At 55.2% G+C, this 17,419-nt stretch carries 17 protein-coding genes; 6 read left to right on the top strand and 11 right to left on the bottom strand.

Annotated features, from left to right (window positions below; genetic code table 11):
- Positions 1-20: 20 nt before the first annotated feature.
- Genes B8783_RS05615 through dusB form a run of 3 tightly spaced genes read right to left on the bottom strand, consistent with a single transcriptional unit; the run spans position 21 to position 3,429 of the window.
- A complete protein-coding gene (locus tag B8783_RS05615) occupies positions 21-1,388 on the bottom strand; it encodes a sigma 54-interacting transcriptional regulator (RefSeq protein WP_084418926.1) in 1,368 nt (455 codons plus the stop codon).
- Positions 1,385-2,443, bottom strand: a complete 1,059-nt coding sequence (locus B8783_RS05610) for a two-component system sensor histidine kinase NtrB (protein WP_084418923.1) — start codon at positions 2,441-2,443, stop codon at positions 1,385-1,387. Before B8783_RS05610 ends, B8783_RS05615 begins: the two co-directional genes overlap by 4 nt.
- Positions 2,440-3,429, bottom strand: a complete 990-nt coding sequence (gene dusB, locus B8783_RS05605; RefSeq protein ID WP_267889689.1) for a tRNA dihydrouridine synthase DusB — start codon at positions 3,427-3,429, stop codon at positions 2,440-2,442. The genes B8783_RS05610 and dusB overlap by 4 nt, the downstream gene beginning before the upstream one ends.
- Before the next feature lie 118 nt (positions 3,430-3,547).
- On the opposite strand from dusB, the gene B8783_RS05600 reads away from it, so the two are divergent.
- Together B8783_RS05600 and B8783_RS05595 are read left to right on the top strand one after the other, a co-directional pair.
- Positions 3,548-4,711 carry a bifunctional 2-C-methyl-D-erythritol 4-phosphate cytidylyltransferase/2-C-methyl-D-erythritol 2,4-cyclodiphosphate synthase gene (locus B8783_RS05600; RefSeq protein ID WP_084418917.1) on the top strand — a complete coding sequence of 388 codons (1,164 nt, stop codon included), beginning with the start codon at positions 3,548-3,550 and terminating at the stop codon, positions 4,709-4,711.
- On the top strand, positions 4,711-5,202 hold the full coding sequence (locus tag B8783_RS05595) for a CinA family protein (protein ID WP_084418914.1): 492 nt from the start codon (positions 4,711-4,713) through the stop codon (positions 5,200-5,202). Before B8783_RS05600 ends, B8783_RS05595 begins: the two co-directional genes overlap by 1 nt.
- On the opposite strand, the gene B8783_RS05590 is transcribed toward B8783_RS05595, so the two are convergent.
- A complete protein-coding gene (locus B8783_RS05590) occupies positions 5,199-5,657 on the bottom strand; it encodes a type II toxin-antitoxin system RatA family toxin (RefSeq protein WP_084418911.1) in 459 nt (152 codons plus the stop codon). The genes B8783_RS05595 and B8783_RS05590 overlap by 4 nt on opposite strands.
- Positions 5,658-5,664: 7 nt before the next feature.
- Complete coding sequence (gene lipA / locus B8783_RS05585; RefSeq protein ID WP_084418908.1) at positions 5,665-6,612, bottom strand: lipoyl synthase; 948 nt, start codon at positions 6,610-6,612, stop codon at positions 5,665-5,667.
- Positions 6,613-6,754: 142 nt separating this feature from the next.
- Between lipA and B8783_RS05580 the strand changes: the two genes are divergently transcribed.
- From B8783_RS05580 to B8783_RS05565, 4 genes are all read left to right on the top strand, one after another.
- Positions 6,755-8,326, top strand: coding sequence for an AMP-binding protein (locus B8783_RS05580; RefSeq protein ID WP_084418905.1), 1,572 nt, complete (start codon positions 6,755-6,757; stop codon positions 8,324-8,326).
- Between the two features lie 93 nt (positions 8,327-8,419).
- Positions 8,420-8,947 carry an ATP-dependent zinc protease family protein gene (locus B8783_RS05575; RefSeq protein WP_084418902.1) on the top strand — a complete coding sequence of 176 codons (528 nt, stop codon included), beginning with the start codon at positions 8,420-8,422 and terminating at the stop codon, positions 8,945-8,947.
- Between the two features lie 37 nt (positions 8,948-8,984).
- Positions 8,985-10,553 (top strand): UUP1 family membrane protein, encoded by a 1,569-nt coding sequence (locus B8783_RS05570; protein ID WP_084418899.1) that lies wholly within the window; start codon positions 8,985-8,987, stop codon positions 10,551-10,553.
- A 2-nt stretch (positions 10,554-10,555) separates the two neighbouring features.
- Entirely contained in the window at positions 10,556-11,533 is a 978-nt protein-coding gene (locus B8783_RS05565; RefSeq protein WP_233355683.1) for an alpha-L-glutamate ligase-like protein, read from the top strand.
- 12 nt (positions 11,534-11,545) lie between these two features.
- Here B8783_RS05565 and B8783_RS05560 read toward each other — a convergent pair whose 3' ends face one another.
- The 6 genes from B8783_RS05560 to B8783_RS05535 form a co-directional block, all read right to left on the bottom strand.
- On the bottom strand, positions 11,546-12,448 hold the full coding sequence (locus B8783_RS05560) for an SDR family oxidoreductase (RefSeq protein ID WP_233355682.1): 903 nt from the start codon (positions 12,446-12,448) through the stop codon (positions 11,546-11,548).
- A 47-nt stretch (positions 12,449-12,495) separates the two neighbouring features.
- On the bottom strand, positions 12,496-12,870 hold the full coding sequence (locus B8783_RS05555) for a DUF6460 domain-containing protein (protein WP_084418891.1): 375 nt from the start codon (positions 12,868-12,870) through the stop codon (positions 12,496-12,498).
- 28 nt (positions 12,871-12,898) lie between these two features.
- Positions 12,899-13,735 (bottom strand): mechanosensitive ion channel family protein, encoded by an 837-nt coding sequence (locus B8783_RS05550; RefSeq protein WP_084418888.1) that lies wholly within the window; start codon positions 13,733-13,735, stop codon positions 12,899-12,901.
- A 62-nt stretch (positions 13,736-13,797) separates the two neighbouring features.
- A complete protein-coding gene (pdeM, locus tag B8783_RS05545; protein ID WP_233355681.1) occupies positions 13,798-14,460 on the bottom strand; it encodes a ligase-associated DNA damage response endonuclease PdeM in 663 nt (220 codons plus the stop codon).
- Between the two features lie 110 nt (positions 14,461-14,570).
- Positions 14,571-15,980, bottom strand: a complete 1,410-nt coding sequence (lpdA, locus tag B8783_RS05540) for a dihydrolipoyl dehydrogenase (protein WP_199288154.1) — start codon at positions 15,978-15,980, stop codon at positions 14,571-14,573.
- Between the two features lie 15 nt (positions 15,981-15,995).
- A complete protein-coding gene (locus tag B8783_RS05535) occupies positions 15,996-17,417 on the bottom strand; it encodes a pyruvate dehydrogenase complex dihydrolipoamide acetyltransferase (RefSeq protein WP_084418880.1) in 1,422 nt (473 codons plus the stop codon).
- Between the last annotated feature and the right edge of the window lie 2 nt (positions 17,418-17,419).

Genomic DNA, 17,419 nt, shown 5'->3' with positions numbered 1-17,419 from the left:
ACACTAACGGCAGACGTCAATTAGTCGTCTGCTAATCCGAGGGAGTTTATCCGTGCGCGCAGGGTGTTTCTGTTCACGCCCAAAAGTGCGGCCGTCCGCAATTTGTTGCCCGACGTGACGGATAAAGCGAGCTTGATCAGGGGGCGTTCGACCTGCTCCATAACGGACTGGTGTATGCGGCTATCGTCGGGCGAGGCCTGAAGAAGGTCAGCCATCACGTAGCGATGCAGAAGTGACTCGATTTCACTTTCGAAGCTGCCCGTTGACGCAATGTCTTTGAGCGCTTCTGCGCGCAGTTCCCGCTCTACATCTCTCTGCGAAATGACCGCATCGGGGCTCAGAGCAGCAAGCCGCATGATCAGGTTCTCAAGTTCCCTGACATTTCCTGGCCAGTCATAGGCCATCATCAAGTCCATCGCTGCCGGCTCAATCTGCTTGCTTGCGAGGCCCTTGCGTTGCGCTCGCAGCAGGAAGGCGCGAACAAGCTCCTGAATGTCTTCCTTTTTCTGCCGAAGGGGCGGCATGAAAATACGAACCACATTTATGCGATAGAAGAGATCTTCCCGAAACTTGCCTTCCTCCACCAGTTTGCTCAGTGGCTGGCGAGTGGACGCAATTATTCGAGCGCCGCCCGCTTCGCGCATGAGTTTGACAAGTTGGGTCTGAGCCTCGGCGGGTAAGTCACCGATTTCATCGAGGTACAGCGTCGCGCCAGGGTCAAAGGCAATTCCGGGCTCATCTGGCGTGCCAAAGAGGTCCTTGCTTATTTTGTCCGTGGACATCGCGGCAAGATCCAGCGCTTTGAACGGTCCATCCTGTTCGCTGCCGAGCTCGTGAATGGCAATTGCAGCCAGTTCTTTGCCCGTGCCGGATTCACCCTCGATCAGCACTGTGAGGTCTGTGTTCATCACTCTTGAGATGATCCGGTAGACTTCCTGCATTGGATCCGAGCGGCCAATCAGCGGCAAGCTTCCTTCGGACTTGTCTTTAAGGGCCGCGCTTGTGAGGGCGTCTTTCTTGCCTGGCGCCTTAAGGGCACGACCGACAAGACTGGTCAGCTGGTCGATATCAAACGGTTTAGGCAAGTAATCGAAAACGCCATGCCGAGCCGCAGACGCTGCCGTCAGAATGGTGTTCTGACCACTCATCACAATGACGGGAAGCTCCGGTCGGGCAAGTTTGATGGAAGGCAGCAACTCAAATATTGCCGTATCACCGAGGTAGACGTCACTGACGATGACGTCGCCCTCCCCGTTTCGTACCCATCGTTCAAGGGCATCAGCAGAACTGGTTGCGCGAACCTGATATCCTGCGGTTACGAGGGTCTGATTTACAACGAGGCGGATGCTAGCATCGTCTTCTGCAAGAAGAACAGTTTTTTGTGTCATTGAACTTGGTCTCGTTTCATCGGCAGGAAAACGGAAAAGCGCGTTTGGCCGGGCCTGCTGTCTACTTTTATTCGCCCTTCATGGGCAGCGATAACCTCTGATACGACGCTGAGCCCCAAGCCGCGGCCACCTGACTTGGTGGATGAGAACATGTCGAACATTTGCTCGCGGGCACGGGCGCTGATGCCCTTGCCATTGTCCTCAACAGTTATTCGAATGGCGCGCTGGAGCCTTTTGGCGTTACGTGTTCTTGAAAATGCAAAGCCGGTTTCAAAAGCCGTCTGAAGGATGACTTCGCCGCTTCCGCTCGTTTCCGACGCAGCTTCTGCGGCATTCCTGACAATGTTTTGAAATGCTTCATGTAGATGATCTTCATCCCCCATTATTTCCGGTAAGGATGGATCATAGGCCCGCCGCAGCTTGATGCTGCCACCGTGCGCAGCTTCTTCAGCCATGAGAATCTTGTCGAGCAACTGGTGGATGTTGAATCTGTCCTGTCTCGGCGATGAAAATAGCTCAAACGCAGACAGACGGCTGACTAAACGCTCGATCCGACTGCTTTCGCTTCTGATGACGTCGAGCAACGGTATCTGTTGCTCGGTGGCGTCTCGCATCAGCAATTGAGCTGCGCCTGATATGCCTGCGAGTGGATTTTTAACTTCGTGCCCGAGGATGCGGCCAAAACCTGAAATCCCAGCGGCGCTTTCGGACGGGTCGCGGCTAAGCGCTTCCGATGCGGCAATGACGATACCCGTTGGAGGTGACGGACGAAGACGGATGTCGTAAAGGCGCCCTTTAGTGATGGCGGGTCCGGAAATGGAGACGCCGTGCGCGCTGACATCGCCCTCCTGACCGTAAACGCGGTCGAGAAGCTCAAAGATAGGCGAGTCATGATAGATAAATTCGCTGAGGCTACGGTCCATCAGGCTGGTGATGGAGTGACCGAGAAGCATCTGCGCTTCGGTATTTGCCGTCACGATCTTGCGGCGCTCGTCGATCTGTAAAATCGCGAACGGTATGAGCTCTGAAAGATTTACGGTGGTGAGTTGGCTCATGCTGCAAGCCGCCGGTCTTTGAGATAGACATCCTGAAGCGCCTCGACCACGGCGTCCGCAGAGCTCAATTGGCAGATCGTCGACCTGGCTTCGCGGCGCGCGTCTGAATGCCAAGGGCGGTCCAGGTGGTCGATCGCTGCTGAGATATGTTTGCGAACAATTTTGAGGCCCAAGGCGGCTCCGTACAGGGACAGACTGTCCTCGATCTGGGAAACAAGGCTGTCGAGCTGTTCTGGTACGTCAGGCCACGTCCAATTGTCATTGTTATTCAAGGATGCGGAGACAGAGCCTAACAACCAGGGGCGCCCCATTGCGGCCCGCCCGATCATCACGCCGTCAGCTCCAGACAGTTCAAGAGCTTGTTGAGCAGAGGCAGGATCTGAGATGTCACCATTTGCGATGACAGGTATTGTCACCGCATCCTTTGTGTCGGCGATCTGCGCCCAGTCGGCTTCGCCTTTGTAGAACTGGCACCTCGTCCGGCCGTGGACGAAGACCATGCAAATGCCCGCTCGTTCAGCATATTGCGCCAGCGTGGGCGCGTTGAGGGCGTCATGATCCCACCCTAGTCGCATCTTCAATGAAACGGGCAAGCCACCGCCACCCTCAAGTGCCGCGTCCATGATTCGCTGGGCCAGATCCGGTTCCCTCATGAGCGCTGACCCCGACTGTCCGCCGGTGACCTGTCGCGATGGGCAGCCCATGTTGATATCTATTTGATCGACCCCTGCTTCGGCCAGCAATCTGGCGCCAGCTTTCATGTCCTCAGGGCGCCTGGCTGCAAGCTGCACAATCCAGCGTCCTGCCCCCTCGTGCCGACATATTCTCCGCACCATATCGGGACGCGCAGCGGTCAAAGCTTCACCAGCCACCATTTCGGAGACAACAGCTTCCGCGCCGAAGCGTATAGCCTGGCGTCTGAAAGCGGCATCGGTGGACCCAGACATGGGCGCCAACCAAACGCGTTCTGGTGAAATATCGCGCATCGAAGTCATGCCCTCTATTCATGCATAAAAAGCATCTGCACAATAGTTGAGCAGACGTGCCGCTTTGCCCCGACAAATAGTGTGGCCATCTTGCATCAGCAGCGATAAGCCTCGTCGCATGAAAGTGCACGCAATCATCGTCGCCGCTGGCAGTGGAACGCGCGCGGGTTCTTCAATGCCCAAGCAGTTTCAAATGCTTGCCGGCAAGCCCGTACTGCGCTGGTCTCTGGAGGCGCTGAACAGCCATAGGGCAATCGATAGTATATGCTTGGTGCTGCCCGACGGTACGGCAGCGGATGATCTAACTGCAGGTCTGCAACAGCAACCAATCCTGTTAGCGACAGGCGGCGTGACGCGTAGCGATTCTGTTCTGAATGGTCTGAGAGCGATTCCGGGATCATCTGACCAAGACATTGTGATGATCCACGATGCCGCGAGGCCAGGACTTAGTCACGCGGTTATTGATCTTCTGATCGATGCCTTGTCGCGGAAAGATGCAGCTGCACCGGCGTTGCCGGTTGTCGATGCGCTGAAGCGGAACAGCTCTGATGGCATTACCGCAGTTGATCGAACCAGCCTTTTTCGTATTCAGACGCCTCAGGCATTCCGCTTCGCATCCATCTTCGAAGCCTTGGAAAATGGCGCGTCTGATCATGTCGACGATCTAGCGGCCATTGAATCCATTGGCTGCTCTATCGAATTGGTGAAGGGCGACGAACAATTATCAAAGATAACTTACCCGGAAGACTTTGGCAGGATCAGCCGTTTGATGTTTGATGATAGAATGGAATTCAGGACAGGAAGTGGTTTCGACGTTCATGCCTTTGAGCCCGGTGATCACGTTACGCTATGCGGCGTAAGCATTCCGCACGGGTCTGGTCTTGCAGGCCATTCTGACGCCGATGTGGGCTGGCATGCGCTGACCGACGCGATATTTGGCGCCTTGGCACTTGGCGATCTGGGGGATCATTTCCCGCCATCGGATCAGAAATGGAAGAACGCAGATTCTTCGGTGTTCCTGTTACACGCTGTGGATTTGGCCAAAGCGCAGGGTTGGACCATTGGTAATTGCGACATCACGCTGATCTGCGAAGCTCCAAAAGTGAAGCCGCATCGTTTGGCCATGCGCGAGCGAACCGCAGAACTCATTGGAGTCGATGTTGATCGCGTTAGCCTGAAGGCAACGACAACAGAAGGCTTGGGCTTCACGGGTCGGCGGGAGGGCATCGCGGCTCAGGCGGTTGTCCTTCTGGAGAAGGAAGAGAAGAAAGGCGCTCAATAATGTTTCCGCAAAAACTACAAAATCTCGCCCTGCTAACGTTGGACGAGGCGCGTGAACGGCGTATCAAAATCGCAACTGCAGAGTCCTGCACGGGCGGCCTGATTGCATCTCTTCTTACCGAGTTCTCCGGCTCCTCAGATGTATTTGAGCGCGGCTTCGTGACCTATTCAAACCGCGCGAAGGAAGAAGTTCTTGGCATCCCCGGGGACCTAATCGCGGATTACGGCGCAGTCTCTGAAGCGGTCGCAAGAATGATGGCGGAGGGAGCGCTTGAGATCAGCCGCGCCAACCTCTCCATCGCTGTGACCGGGATCGCTGGTCCCGGCGGCGGCACGCCGATGAAACCCGTAGGCACCGTCCACATAGCCTGTGCGCGAGAGAACAAGGCCGTGCTGCATCAGGCATGCTATTTCGGCGACATAGGGCGTCACGAAGTGCGCATGGCAACGATCGAGACGGCTCTGTCTATGATCCGGGAACAAATTCCTTAAGCTGACGGCTTCCCGAAACGACGCTTTGCTTCATCCTGGAAGGCCTGCATGATTTTGCTCACGGCGAGATTTGTGTTCGCCCGCGCCAGCAATGAAAGCACCGGATTCTTGAACTCATAATCGATAAAAAACTCGATGTCGGTCTGGCCTTGCCCATCGGGCTTCATCTTCCAAGAATTTTTGAGCTTCTTGAACGGCCCTCGAGCCAACGAAACATCAACGGTCCGGACTTCGGTGTCGGCCCTGATATCCGTTGAAAAGCGTTCCGAAAACCCCTTGAAGCCGACATCCGCTTCTCCGCGATAGGTGCGAACGGGACCGCTGTGGGCTATGCCGGACACCTTCATTTTTTTTATCCAGCGAATGAATTCCGGGTAGCGGCTAATGTCTGCTACGAGATCGAAGACATCGTCAGCATGGTATGGAATTTTGACCTGGCGTTTAAGGCTGGGCAAGACGAAGCTAGGCCTTCAATTTGAGACGCGCCGCTTTCAACTTCGCGAAATCGTCGCCAGCATGATAGCTGGACCGTGTCAGTGGCGATGCGGACACCATCAGAAAGCCCTTCGAGCGAGCAATCTCTTCATACGCTTTGAATTCGTCCGGATGGACAAACCGGTCAACGGCCGCATGCTTGCGCGTCGGTTGAAGGTACTGGCCAATCGTCAGGAAATCGATGTCGGCTGAACGCATATCGTCCATGACCTGCATGACTTCTTCTTTGGTCTCACCGAGGCCGACCATAAGGCCGGATTTTGTGAACTGTTTAGGGTCGCGTTGTTTGACCCGCTCCAGCAAGCGCAATGAATGGTAGTAACGCGCGCCCGGACGAATGGATAAATAGAGGCGTGGAACGGTTTCAAGGTTGTGATTAAACACATCTGGCGCCGCATCTATGACGCGGTTTTCCCATCCATCTTTTCTCAGAAAGTCTGGCGTCAATATCTCGATCGTGGTGCCCGGAGACGCTTTGCGGATCGCGGAGATGACCTCAACGAAGTGCATGGCGCCGCCATCTTCGAGATCATCCCTGTCGACAGACGTGATTACAACATGCTCAAGACCCATTTGCGCAACGGCGTCAGCGACGCGGCGAGGTTCGTCATGGTCCACTGGCGAAGGCTTACCTGTGGAAACGTTGCAGAACGAGCAAGCCCGGGTGCAGGTCTCGCCCAGGATCATCATCGTTGCGTGTTTTTTCGTCCAGCACTCACCAATGTTCGGACAGCCGGCTTCCTGGCAGACCGTCACCAAACCGTTGGAACGCACAATGTCCTGGGTTTCGGCGAAGCCTTTGCTGGTCGGCGCCTTGACCCGAATCCAGTCGGGCTTGCGCAACAGCGGCGTGTCCGGGCGATTCCGTTTTTCCGGATGTCGCAACTTGATCTTGTTATCAATAAGAGTGGCCATAGTTCCTAAATGGCCTGACTGCGCATCAGCATCAAGTCGCTTCTTCTCATAGCTGCCACCCTGAATGTATTGAGCGATTTGCAATCGTAACGCAGTGTGACAGTTTGTTACATGCCTGAAATTAGTGAAGCGCAGAACTGATATGTCGAACTCACCTGCCCCCATTCCATTTTCTTTGAAGCGGACGCGAACCGACATCCTGTCGGCCTTTCTGCGTGCACGGCGAGAGTTTGGTGGCTCAACCACTGCCGTCATTGACGGAGACGAGCGCGAATTGTCCTATACGGAGATCGCACGCGCGTCCTTCGCTCTGGGATCCGCACTTCGACGACTGACCTCCAAAAACGAAGTCGTGGGTATAATGTTGCCTACCGGCGCTGGCGCCGTGATCGCTTTTCTATCCGTTCTTGCTGCCGGTCGAATTCCGGCCATGCTCAACTTTACGGCTGGCCCATCGAGCCTCAAGGCCGCGATGAAAGCCGCTCAGGTCAAACGCATTGTTACGGCACACCGGTTTGTAGAGATCGGCGGTTTGGAGCCACTGATTGAAGAGCTCAGTTCGGCCGGTGAGATGGTCTATCTTGAAGATGTCAGGGAAAAACTGACGATTGTGGACAAAATCAAAGGCGCCGTCGGCCCGATTGCGCCAACTCTTGTTCATTCGGCACCTGACTATCGCAAGACAGGCGTAATCCTTTTTACCTCCGGAACCGAGGGCGAGCCGAAGGGCGTTGTACTCAGTCATCAGAATATCGTCGCGAATGTTGAGCAGGTTCGCGCCCACATCGGGCTCGATCCTGGAACGGACTCTGTTTTCAATCCTTTGCCGACCTTTCACTGCTTCGGTCTGACGGTCGGCGCGCTATTGCCGCTCATCGCCGGCGTGAAGGCTATTTTCCATCCGACACCGCTTCAGCCTCGAGAAATCGCCAAGCGGATCGGTACAACTGGGGCGACGATCCTGCTCGCCACTGACACTTTCATTTCTCAATACGCTCGAGTTGGGCAAGCAGGCGATCTCGATAGTGTGCGGCTTGCAGTTTGCGGCGCAGAACGCGTCAAGGATGAAACGCGACAGCTTGTCCGACGCAAATTCAATATTGAAATCCTCGAAGGCTACGGCGCAACCGAAGCTTCCCCTGTCGTTGCCGCCAATAGTGTAGAGATGAACAAGCCGGGCACGGTGGGCCAGCTTATGGCCTGCATGGAGTATGATCTCGTGCCGGTGGAAGGCATCTCTGAAGGTGGTCGACTGCGAATTCGCGGTCCGAACATTATGCAAGGCTACATGCGCGGTGATGCGCCAGGTGTGGTTGAGCCCCTCGAGGATGGCTGGCACGACACAGGCGATATCGTCGCAATTGATAGCGACGCCTGTATCAGGATCCGGGGCCGCGTAAAAAGATTCGCCAAGATCGGCGGCGAAATGGTTTCTCTGTCTGTCGTCGAAAACTGCGCGAGCGCGATCTGGCCAGATCATATGCATGCGGCCGGAGCGATACCGGATCCGCGAAAAGGAGAGCAGATCATACTGCTCTCGACATGCCCGACGGCCAACCGCGCCGACATTCTGGCTTGGGCCCAATCGCATGGCGTGTCGGAACTTTCCGTACCGAGAAAAGTCTATCATGTAGAAGAAATACCTGTACTCGGAACGGGGAAGTTAGACTACGGCGCAATTCAAAAGCGGGTGACCGAGATTTCCGAGGCTTGATCACCAGATTGATGCGGAAACGCCATCTGATCATCACAATTTCAGCCTCTTAGACGCGCCTAATGCAAGAAGCTAAACAGGACGGTACCCAAAATGAAATTTTTCCATCTCTCCTGCCTCGCTATTGTCGCTATGGCTGCGCTGCCTGCTGCGGCTGACAAGAAGACTGACATGGAAGACAAACATCTTTTGGGCTGGCTTGAGCACGTCGCGATTGCCGACCTCGATATTGAGCTTGATGCCAAGCTTGATACAGGTGCGACAACATCTTCAATTCACGCAGAAGTTCTCTCTCAGCCTTCGAGAAAGAAGTTCGATGACGAGGATGAGAGCCGCGACATTATCTTCAAGGTGATCAATGAAGACGGCGACGAGCGTACCATCGAGACTGAGATCGTCAGATGGGCCGCTATCAAGACAAAAAAGGGTGGCGTGATCTACCGCCCTGTCGTTGAACTTGAATTCTGCCTTGGCGGGCGATCAATAACTGATGAAGTGACGCTCGCAGACCGCGGACACTTCAATTATGAGACGCTTATCGGTAGAAATATGCTCGAATCTGCAAACATTGTTGTTGATTCCAGCGAAATCTATACGAAGAAGGCTCGCTGCCCCAAGTAGCGCCATAAGTCGCGTGTAGGGAAATCGGAGTCGCTTTTTGAAACGGACACAGCTGCTTATAATTGTCGGCGTCTTGATTGCGACGGCACTAGGCATTTTCTCTTACAAGGTTACGCGGCTAGGGTTTCCGGTCGTGCCGGATCTCGATTCCGACACTTGGACAATTGAGGCTAAAATCTCCTTTCGGGGTCGAGGTGATCCGGTAACCTTGAGGCTGGCCTTGCCTGATTCTGAGGGACAGTTTTCTGTCGTCGATGAGTCGTTTGTCGCCTCAGGCTTCGGCATCGAAACAGACACGGACGAGACGGGTCGCAAAGCTATTTTTGAGCGACGCGCCCAAGACGGAAACGCCGTCATATTTTATCGGTCCAAGCTTATTGCTGTAGATCGACGCTATCGTGCTGACGACAATAGCCCTGCCCCCGAAGCAGTATCGGACTATCGGCGGGCTGAACGCCGCCGGGCCATTCAGGAGAATGCGACGCCGCTTCTGGTTGCCCTCGATTCCGTCCTGACAGAAGCGCTGGACAAGTCTGCCGGGGAGCGCAGCTTTATTACGCAACTTGCCCGCCTGAGTGTCGATGAGAACGATGATCGGATTACCACGATTATTGAAGGCGGCCCGCCAGAAATCAGCAACGCGTCTGACCGGCTGGTGTTTCTTCTGAATGCGGCAGGTACGCCTGCACGGCATGTTCAAGGTATCATTCTCGACACAGATACACGCCAGGCGCCGCTGGAAACCTGGGTCGAGTATTGGCTGGATGGGGCCTGGATAAGTGCTGACGGTCGAACTGCAGAGCCGCTGAATGATAATCGGGCATTGGCCATCGTATATGATCGACAGCCTATCGTAGATGGCGACGGTTTCAGCCGTGTGAGCGTTTCCTGGTCGGTCGCCCGAAATTTTGAAAGTCAGCTCCTCCGCGCGATGGAACGAGGTGAAGAATTCGCACCTTGGGTCAATGCGACCTCCTTGCTTACGCTCCCGATCGATCTGCAGCTGGTGTTTCGTGTGCTGCTTCTGATCCCGCTTGGCGCCTTGATTATCGTTTTGCTGAAACAGATCATCGGCATGCCGGCATTCGGGACGTTCATGCCGGTTCTGATTGCGCTGGCATTTCGCGAGACCCAGCTCATAACAGGCATGACCCTATTTGTGGGGATCGTGGCGACTGGCCTGCTCTTGAGAGCGTACTTCAATCAGCTGCAATTGCTGCTCGTGCCTCGCTTGGCGGCCGTCCTGATTATCGTGACGTTCCTCATGATGTTTATCGCATTGGCTGGTGAGGCACTCGGTATTCAGACAGGACTTTCAATTTCGCTGTTCCCGCTCGTGATCATCACGATGACGATTGAGCGGATGTCGCTGACATGGGAAGAGGACGGCGCATCTGAGGCAATGAAGAAAGCTATTGGATCGCTGGCCTGCGCCGTGCCCGCTTATTACATCCTGACGAGCGAGTATATCGAGCATATCGCGATCGTGTTTCCAGAACTGTTGCTGATTGTTCTCGCGATTGTTCTCCTGCTCGGTCGCTACACTGGATACAAAGTGACAGAGTTTTTCCGCTTTAAAGTTCTCGCGAACGCCGGAAAGGACTGATCTTGCCTTTCGGACCTATTTCCAAACTCGCAAAGGCTGGCGTGCTGGGGATAAACAGCCGCAATCTCGAATTCATTGCGGCATACAACCCTCGCCGGCTCTATCCGCTCGTCGATGATAAGATCATCACCAAGGAGCTTGCGATCGAAGCGGGTGTCACAGTCCCGGATCTTTACGGCGTCATTCGCTACGGGGGTGAAGCGCATCTCATTGAAGAGATCGCCAAAAAGCACCGATCATTCGTCGTGAAGCCTGCGCGCGGGTCGGGAGGCGGCGGCATCATGGTGTTCAATGGTGTCGCTAAAACGGGTCTGCGGCGGATGAACGGTCAGATCATGCCCTGGTCTGATGTGAAGTATCACCTGAACAACATGCTCACGGGTATGTTTTCGATGGGGGATGGCTCCGACAGGGTCCTGATTGAAGAACGCCTTGTCCCACACTCTGCATTTTCAAAGCTTGCATTTGGCGGTGTGCCGGATGTCCGGGTGATCGTGTTCCGGGGCATTCCAGTTATGTCGATGCTGCGCCTGCCCACTGCTGAGTCAGACGGAAAGGCCAACCTGCACCAAGGGGGGATTGGCGCAGGAATTGATCTTGTGAACGGTGTCACCACGCGGGGCGTCCAGCACAATGATTCGGTGGAATTACACCCGGACTTTGAAACGCCCGTTCGCGATTTTCAGGTGCCAGGCTGGTCTGAAATTCTGGAGCTAGCGTCCAGGCTTGGGCATCATGTCGGTCTTGGATATGTGGGCGTCGACATCGTGATATGCGAACACAAAGGGCCGACGTTGCTGGAATTGAACGCCCGGCCCGGAATCGCAATTCAAACAGCAAATTTGCTTGGTTTGCGGCCGCTTCTCCTGCCCATCCATAGACTATCATCGATTCCCGACGACGTTCACAAGCGCATCGAGATTGCTGAAGCGAACTGGCGGGGTGAACCGCTAGATCGCTTCATGGAGCCCGGCGAATAGGTCTGACTCAAGTCAGACCGTCCGTTGAGCCTTGTCCTTGGCATTGGTCGATTCAATCGCTTCACGTGCGGCCTGCCATTCGGCATCGCCCCAGGCCGTTAGCTGAGCAAAATTGCCGCCTGACGCATTGTACATCGCGCCGTCGATAGCAATGGTCTGTCCGTTGATGTACTCAGCCCCCGGCGCCATCAACAGGACAGCAAGATTTACGAGCTCATGCATTTCGCCAACGCGCCCCATTGGATTCGACGCCCCGGAATCCATTCGTTTGGCACCTTCTTCGTCAGGTGAAAGACGCTTCGACATGCCCTCCGTCGGAAAGGGGCCAGGCGCAATCGCATTGAAACGGAGACCATAACGTCCCCACTCGACAGCAAGGCTTTGCGTCATCGTGTTCACAGCCGCCTTGGACATGGCCGATGGCACAACAAATGGGCCGCCATTCCAGACCCATGTCGTCAAAATCGAAATTACGTTTCCGCGAGACTTTTCTTCAATCCAGCGCTTGCCAATGTCGTGAGTCATATAGAACGACCCGCGAAAGACGATGTTGGAAATTGCGTCAAAGCCTCTGATCGACAGATCTTCGGTCCGAGAGATGAAGTTGCCGGCTGCATTATTCACCAGACCTGTCAGTGGGCCGTGCGTGGACCAGATCTTGTCATTCATGTCTGTAATGGCGTCGCTCACACGGATATCGCAAGCATGTGGCACGACTTTGCCGCCGTGTTTCGCCATGAGTTCTTTGGCCGTTTCTTCGCAGACCGCCCCTCGTCTGCCGCAAATATGGACTTCGGCGCCAAGCTTGAGAAAGCCTTCGGCCATCTCCTTGCCCAGACCAGTTCCGCCTCCGGTTACGAGAATGCGTTCGCCGGTCATAAGACCGTCCTTGAACATGAGTTTTTGTGTATCCAACGTTCCAGATTCCTATGTTGTTGAAAGCGGCGCTGGAGCGTTTTGCCCTACTTCCGGAAGGGCAGACTCACCAATCGCCAGATCAGCCAGACAGGAAGCACCACTGCCGCACCGGCAAGCAAGGGCTTCCAGAAATTTTTGATGACCCACCACAAGGCGCTGAGAATGGTCTGAACGACGTCCCAGATAGCTCCGAGAATATCGACACCCTGGGAGTCAGTGCTGAAATCCAGTGCCAGCAAAAAGTAACCAACCAGAATGCTAAGCAGGACAAGCCGGACCACGTCCCAGGGTGAAACCGCAAACAGTTTCGCCGTCATTGACCGCTTCGGCGTCTCTTCCGACGCTGGCCTCGGATCTGGTTTCGAGGTCATCGTGACGGGGGTAATGACGGGATCTTCTGGCGAGCCCTGTTCGGTCATCTTGTTTTGTCCTGACGCAGGTGAGTAGCTAGCTTGAAGATTTTTGAACGATGGTATGGTGCGGGTATGGTATCGAAATACCCTGCTTGTCGAACTGTTCCTTGACGCGCTTGGTCATGTCAAATTTCAATCCCCATAGATCTTCGGCCTTGCACCAAAGGCGGGCAGTAATATCAACGGAACTGTCGCCAAGATTGGTAACTTTTACGAACGGTTCGGGATCACGCATCACGCGCTCGTCGTCATCTGCAAGCGATTTGATGATGCCGATGGCGGCATCCATGTCGTCATCATAGTCGATGCCAAAAGTGATGTCGCATCGGCGAGTGTCGAAGCCTGAGAAATTCTTGATAATGCCATCGATGGCTTCTGAGTTTGGGATGATGATTTTCACATTGTCGACGGTCGAAAGGATAGTTTGGAAAAGATTGATATCTTTGACGGTACCAGAAACGCCGGCAATCTCGACAAAATCGCCCATACTATACGGCCGAAACAGCATGATCATCACGCCGGACGCGATATTTCCAAGTGCGCCCTGGAGAGAGAGACCAATGGCAAGGGTAAGCGCACCAAGGATCGCAACGAAGCTGGTCGCCTGCACGCCAAACACTTGAAGCGAGGCAATAAAGACGGCAGCTGTTACAAACCATCTGACCAGCGACCCAAAAAAGCTACCTAGCGTGTCGTCGACACCCGGCCGTTTGGAAGTCTGCGTTTTCACGACTTTGGCAAGCCACCCCGCGATGCGCAGCCCAATAAATAGAACGAGGAGTGCGCCAACAACCTTCAACGCACCGCCAAGCAGGACGGGCCAGTATTCGGCCAAGAGCGAGTTGAAATCTATATTCTGCAGATCTTCCATAAAGTGAGTTCTCCTTCCAGCGTCTCAGCTAGAACAATTTACTTAAGTTACAAGTGCGAAGCTTAGCGTATTAAAGCAGATGCGCAGTCTGGCACCAGTGTCCGGTTGTCTATCAACATAACCCGGTTACCGCTGCTGGCGAATACCATTGTGCCTCTAGGGAACAAGCCCGTGATGGCTGAATCCAGGGCATTCAGGCCACCGGTGAACGCTCCCAATGACGGCATGACCAGGCGAGAGCCATCGGTGATGAAACACTTTCTTCTAATGCTGCGACCACGCGCTTTGATACGGGCTACCGGGTGAAGGTGCCCCGATAGTTCGCCCGGCTCATTCGTGGGTTCGTGGCGAAACACACACGGCCCAAGTCTGAATTCCTTGGTCCCAGTTCCGCCAAGGCTTTCTGGTGGCGCAGGATCATGATTACCCTCCACCCAGAGCCAGTCTGTTGTGGACGTCAGTGCCCTTATCCGCCCTCGGCAAGTCTCATCCAGACGTTCCTCTGCCCGCCGGTCGTGAAAGCTGTCCCCCAGGGATATGACCCGCTTCGGTCCAAATCGGCGGACGAGTTTCTCTACAGAGGTGAGCGTCGATGCGGTATCATATGGAGGAATAAACTGGCCCCGACGGGCGAAGCTCGACCCTTTCTCCAGATGGAGATCAGACACGATCAGCGTTTCCTGCTCAGGCCACCACAGCGCTCCCTCCGCAAGCGGCAGGAACATTTCACCGGCGACGCATAGAAACGTATCGGCGGCACGAGGTGAGGACGCAGCTAGCATTACTTATTGGTGTCGCTGGTCGCTTGAATGGTCAAGCGACGCAGGACCGTGACTTACATGTGGATGACCCTGCCAAAGGCGGACAGAACCGATTCATGCATCATCTCGGACAATGTTGGGTGCGGGAAGATCGTTTCCATCAATTCTGCTTCGGTCAGTTCGCCTTGGCGGGCGATAACGTAGCCCTGAATCAGTTCGGTGACTTCGGCGCCGACCATGTGCGCGCCGAGCAGTTCACCCGTCTCCGCATCAAACACTGTCTTCACAAGTCCGTCGGCGGCCCCCAACGCGATGGCTTTTCCGTTGCCAATGAACGGGAACTTTCCGACTTTGACCTTGTGCCCCGCTTCCTTGGCTTTGGTCTCCGTCATCCCCACGCTTGCGATCTGCGGATGCGAGTAGGTGCAGCCGGGAACGTTGGAGGCGTCAAACGGATGGCTCTCATTGGCGCCGGCGATGCCTTCAACGCAGATAACGCCTTCATGGCTCGCCTTGTGGGCCAGCCAAGGCGGGCCTGTAAGGTCCCCAATCGCGTAAAGGCCATCGACACCGGTACGACCGAAACCGTCCACAACCACATGCGTCTTTTCAACTTTGACACCAAGCTCTTCGAGCCCGAGGTTTTCGACGTTCCCGACAATGCCGATTGCCAGGATGACACGATCCGCCTCTATGGTTTCAGACTTGCCGCCGACAGAGATGTCCGCCGTGACTTTGTCTTTGCCTTTCTTGAGCGATTTGACCTGCGCGCCTGTGTGAAACTTCAGGCCTTGCTTTTCGAACTGCTTGCGCGCAGCGGCAGAGATCTCTTCGTCCTCAACGGGCAGAATTCGATCCAGCGCCTCGACAACTGTCACGTCGCTTCCAAGTTCATTGTAGAAGCTTGCGAATTCGATCCCGATTGCGCCGGATCCGATGACGAGCAGCTTCTTCGGCGTAATGTCAGGCACCATCGCCTCGCGATAGGTCCATATCAGCTTGCCGTCAGGTTCGAGCCCGGCCTGCGGGATGGACCGCGCGCGCGCGCCGGTGGCCAGCATGACGTGCTTGGCCTTGTATTCCTTGGACTTGCCGTCCTTGTCTTTGACGACCACCACTGGAGCGGGCTTGCCCTTTTTGAGCGTTGCCTCGCCCATGATGACGTCAATCTTGTTCTTTTTCATCAGGTGGGTGACGCCTGACGAAAGCTGTTTCGCAACGCCTCTTGAACGCTTCACGACAGCATCGAGGTCAAAGTCAGCCTTTTCGATCTTGAGACCGAAATCCTTGGCGTGCTTGGCAAGGTGCAACACCTCTGCGGACCTGAGGAGCGCTTTGGTTGGAATGCAGCCCCAGTTGAGACAGATCCCGCCAAGACTCTCGCGCTCCACAATGGCCGTCTTCATACCAAGTTGGGTTGCACGGATTGCCGCGACGTACCCGCCCGGCCCCGAGCCAATAACGATCAGGTCATAGTCAGCCATGGTCAGGCCTCCAGTTTAGAGCAGCATGCTTTGTGGTCGTTCGACATAGCGCTTGAATGCGGCGAGCCAGCGAGACCCTTCCGCGCCGCCAATAACGCGGTGGTCGCAAGATAGCGTAACAGTCATCACAGTTGCTGGCACGATCTCATTCTCTTCGTTCACGACCGGACGCTTCTCCCCTGCCCCAACAGACAGGATCATGCCTTCTGGCTGATTGATGATCGATCCAAATGATTTGATGCCGAACATTCCGAGGTTGGAAATCGAGAAGGTGCCACCGGAATATTCCTGGGGTTTGAGCTTCCTGTCGCGCGCCCGGCTGGCCAGGTCTTTCATTTCTTCTGAAATCTTGGCGAGCCCCTTGGTCTGCGCATCAAAGATGACCGGTGTGATCAGACCACCCTCAATAGCGACCGCTACCGAGATGTGCGCCGACTTGTGGTAGGCAATGCCGTCGTCAGTGAAACTCGCATTGCAATCAGGCTCGGCCATCAGGGCCAGCGCAGACGCTTTGATCAGCATGTCATTGACGGAGATCTTCACGCCTTCGGGGGCGGCTTCATTGATCTCGGCACGCGCTGAAAGGAGCTTGTCGAGGTTGATGTCGATATTCAGCGGGAAGTGCGGAACCTGCATGAAGCTCGTCGTGAGCCGCTTCGCCACCGTTTTGCGCATACCGTCGAGCGGTTTCAGCTCGTAGCTATCTGGATCATAAACCCTGTCGTCGAGGGTCTGTGGCAGGATCAGGCCGTCAGGCGATTTCTGGGGAGACGCCGGGGTGCTTGCAGCGGACTTAGGCGCTTCAGCTGTTTTACCAGGCTTTGCATTCTCTACATCGGCTTTGACAATGCGTCCCCGCGGGCCGGACCCTTTGAGCGAAGAAAGGTCGATGCCGCGCAGCGCTGCGATCCGGCGTGCCAACGGGCTAGCCTTGATGCGTTCTTCACCAGAGCCAACATCGGCCAGTTTCATCGGTGTGCCCGCGAGCTCCTTCGAGACAGTCTTGCCCTCAGCTTCACGCGGCTTCTGGGCACTCTCGTCCTCGTCTGTGGTGCGCTGAGCTTCAGTCTCTTTTGGTTTTTCTGCCTTGGAGGATGCCGGCTCGGGATTTTCCGCCTTGGAGTCCGATTTTTCGGCCTGTTTCGGCTCGTCGCCTGTACCACTTTCAGGAACATCGACACTGTCCGGATCCTCGCCCTCTTCGGCAAGCACGGCGATCACGGCGTTGACCTTCACACCTTCAGTCCCTGCATCGACAAGAATCTTCGCGATGGTGCCTTCATCGACAGCTTCGACTTCCATCGTCGCCTTATCGGTTTCGATTTCAGCAATGATATCGCCTGAGGAAACGGTATCGCCTGGCTTCACCAGCCATTTGGCAAGCGTACCCTCTTCCATCGTGGGGGAAAGCGCTGGCATCGTAATGTTAATGGACATGG

The sequence above is a fragment of the Henriciella litoralis genome, assembly GCF_002088935.1.
GTDB lineage: Bacteria > Pseudomonadota > Alphaproteobacteria > Caulobacterales > Hyphomonadaceae > Henriciella > Henriciella litoralis.
The sequence above is the reverse complement of the archived record's forward strand: the minus strand, read 5'-3'. Positions and strand labels throughout refer to the sequence as shown.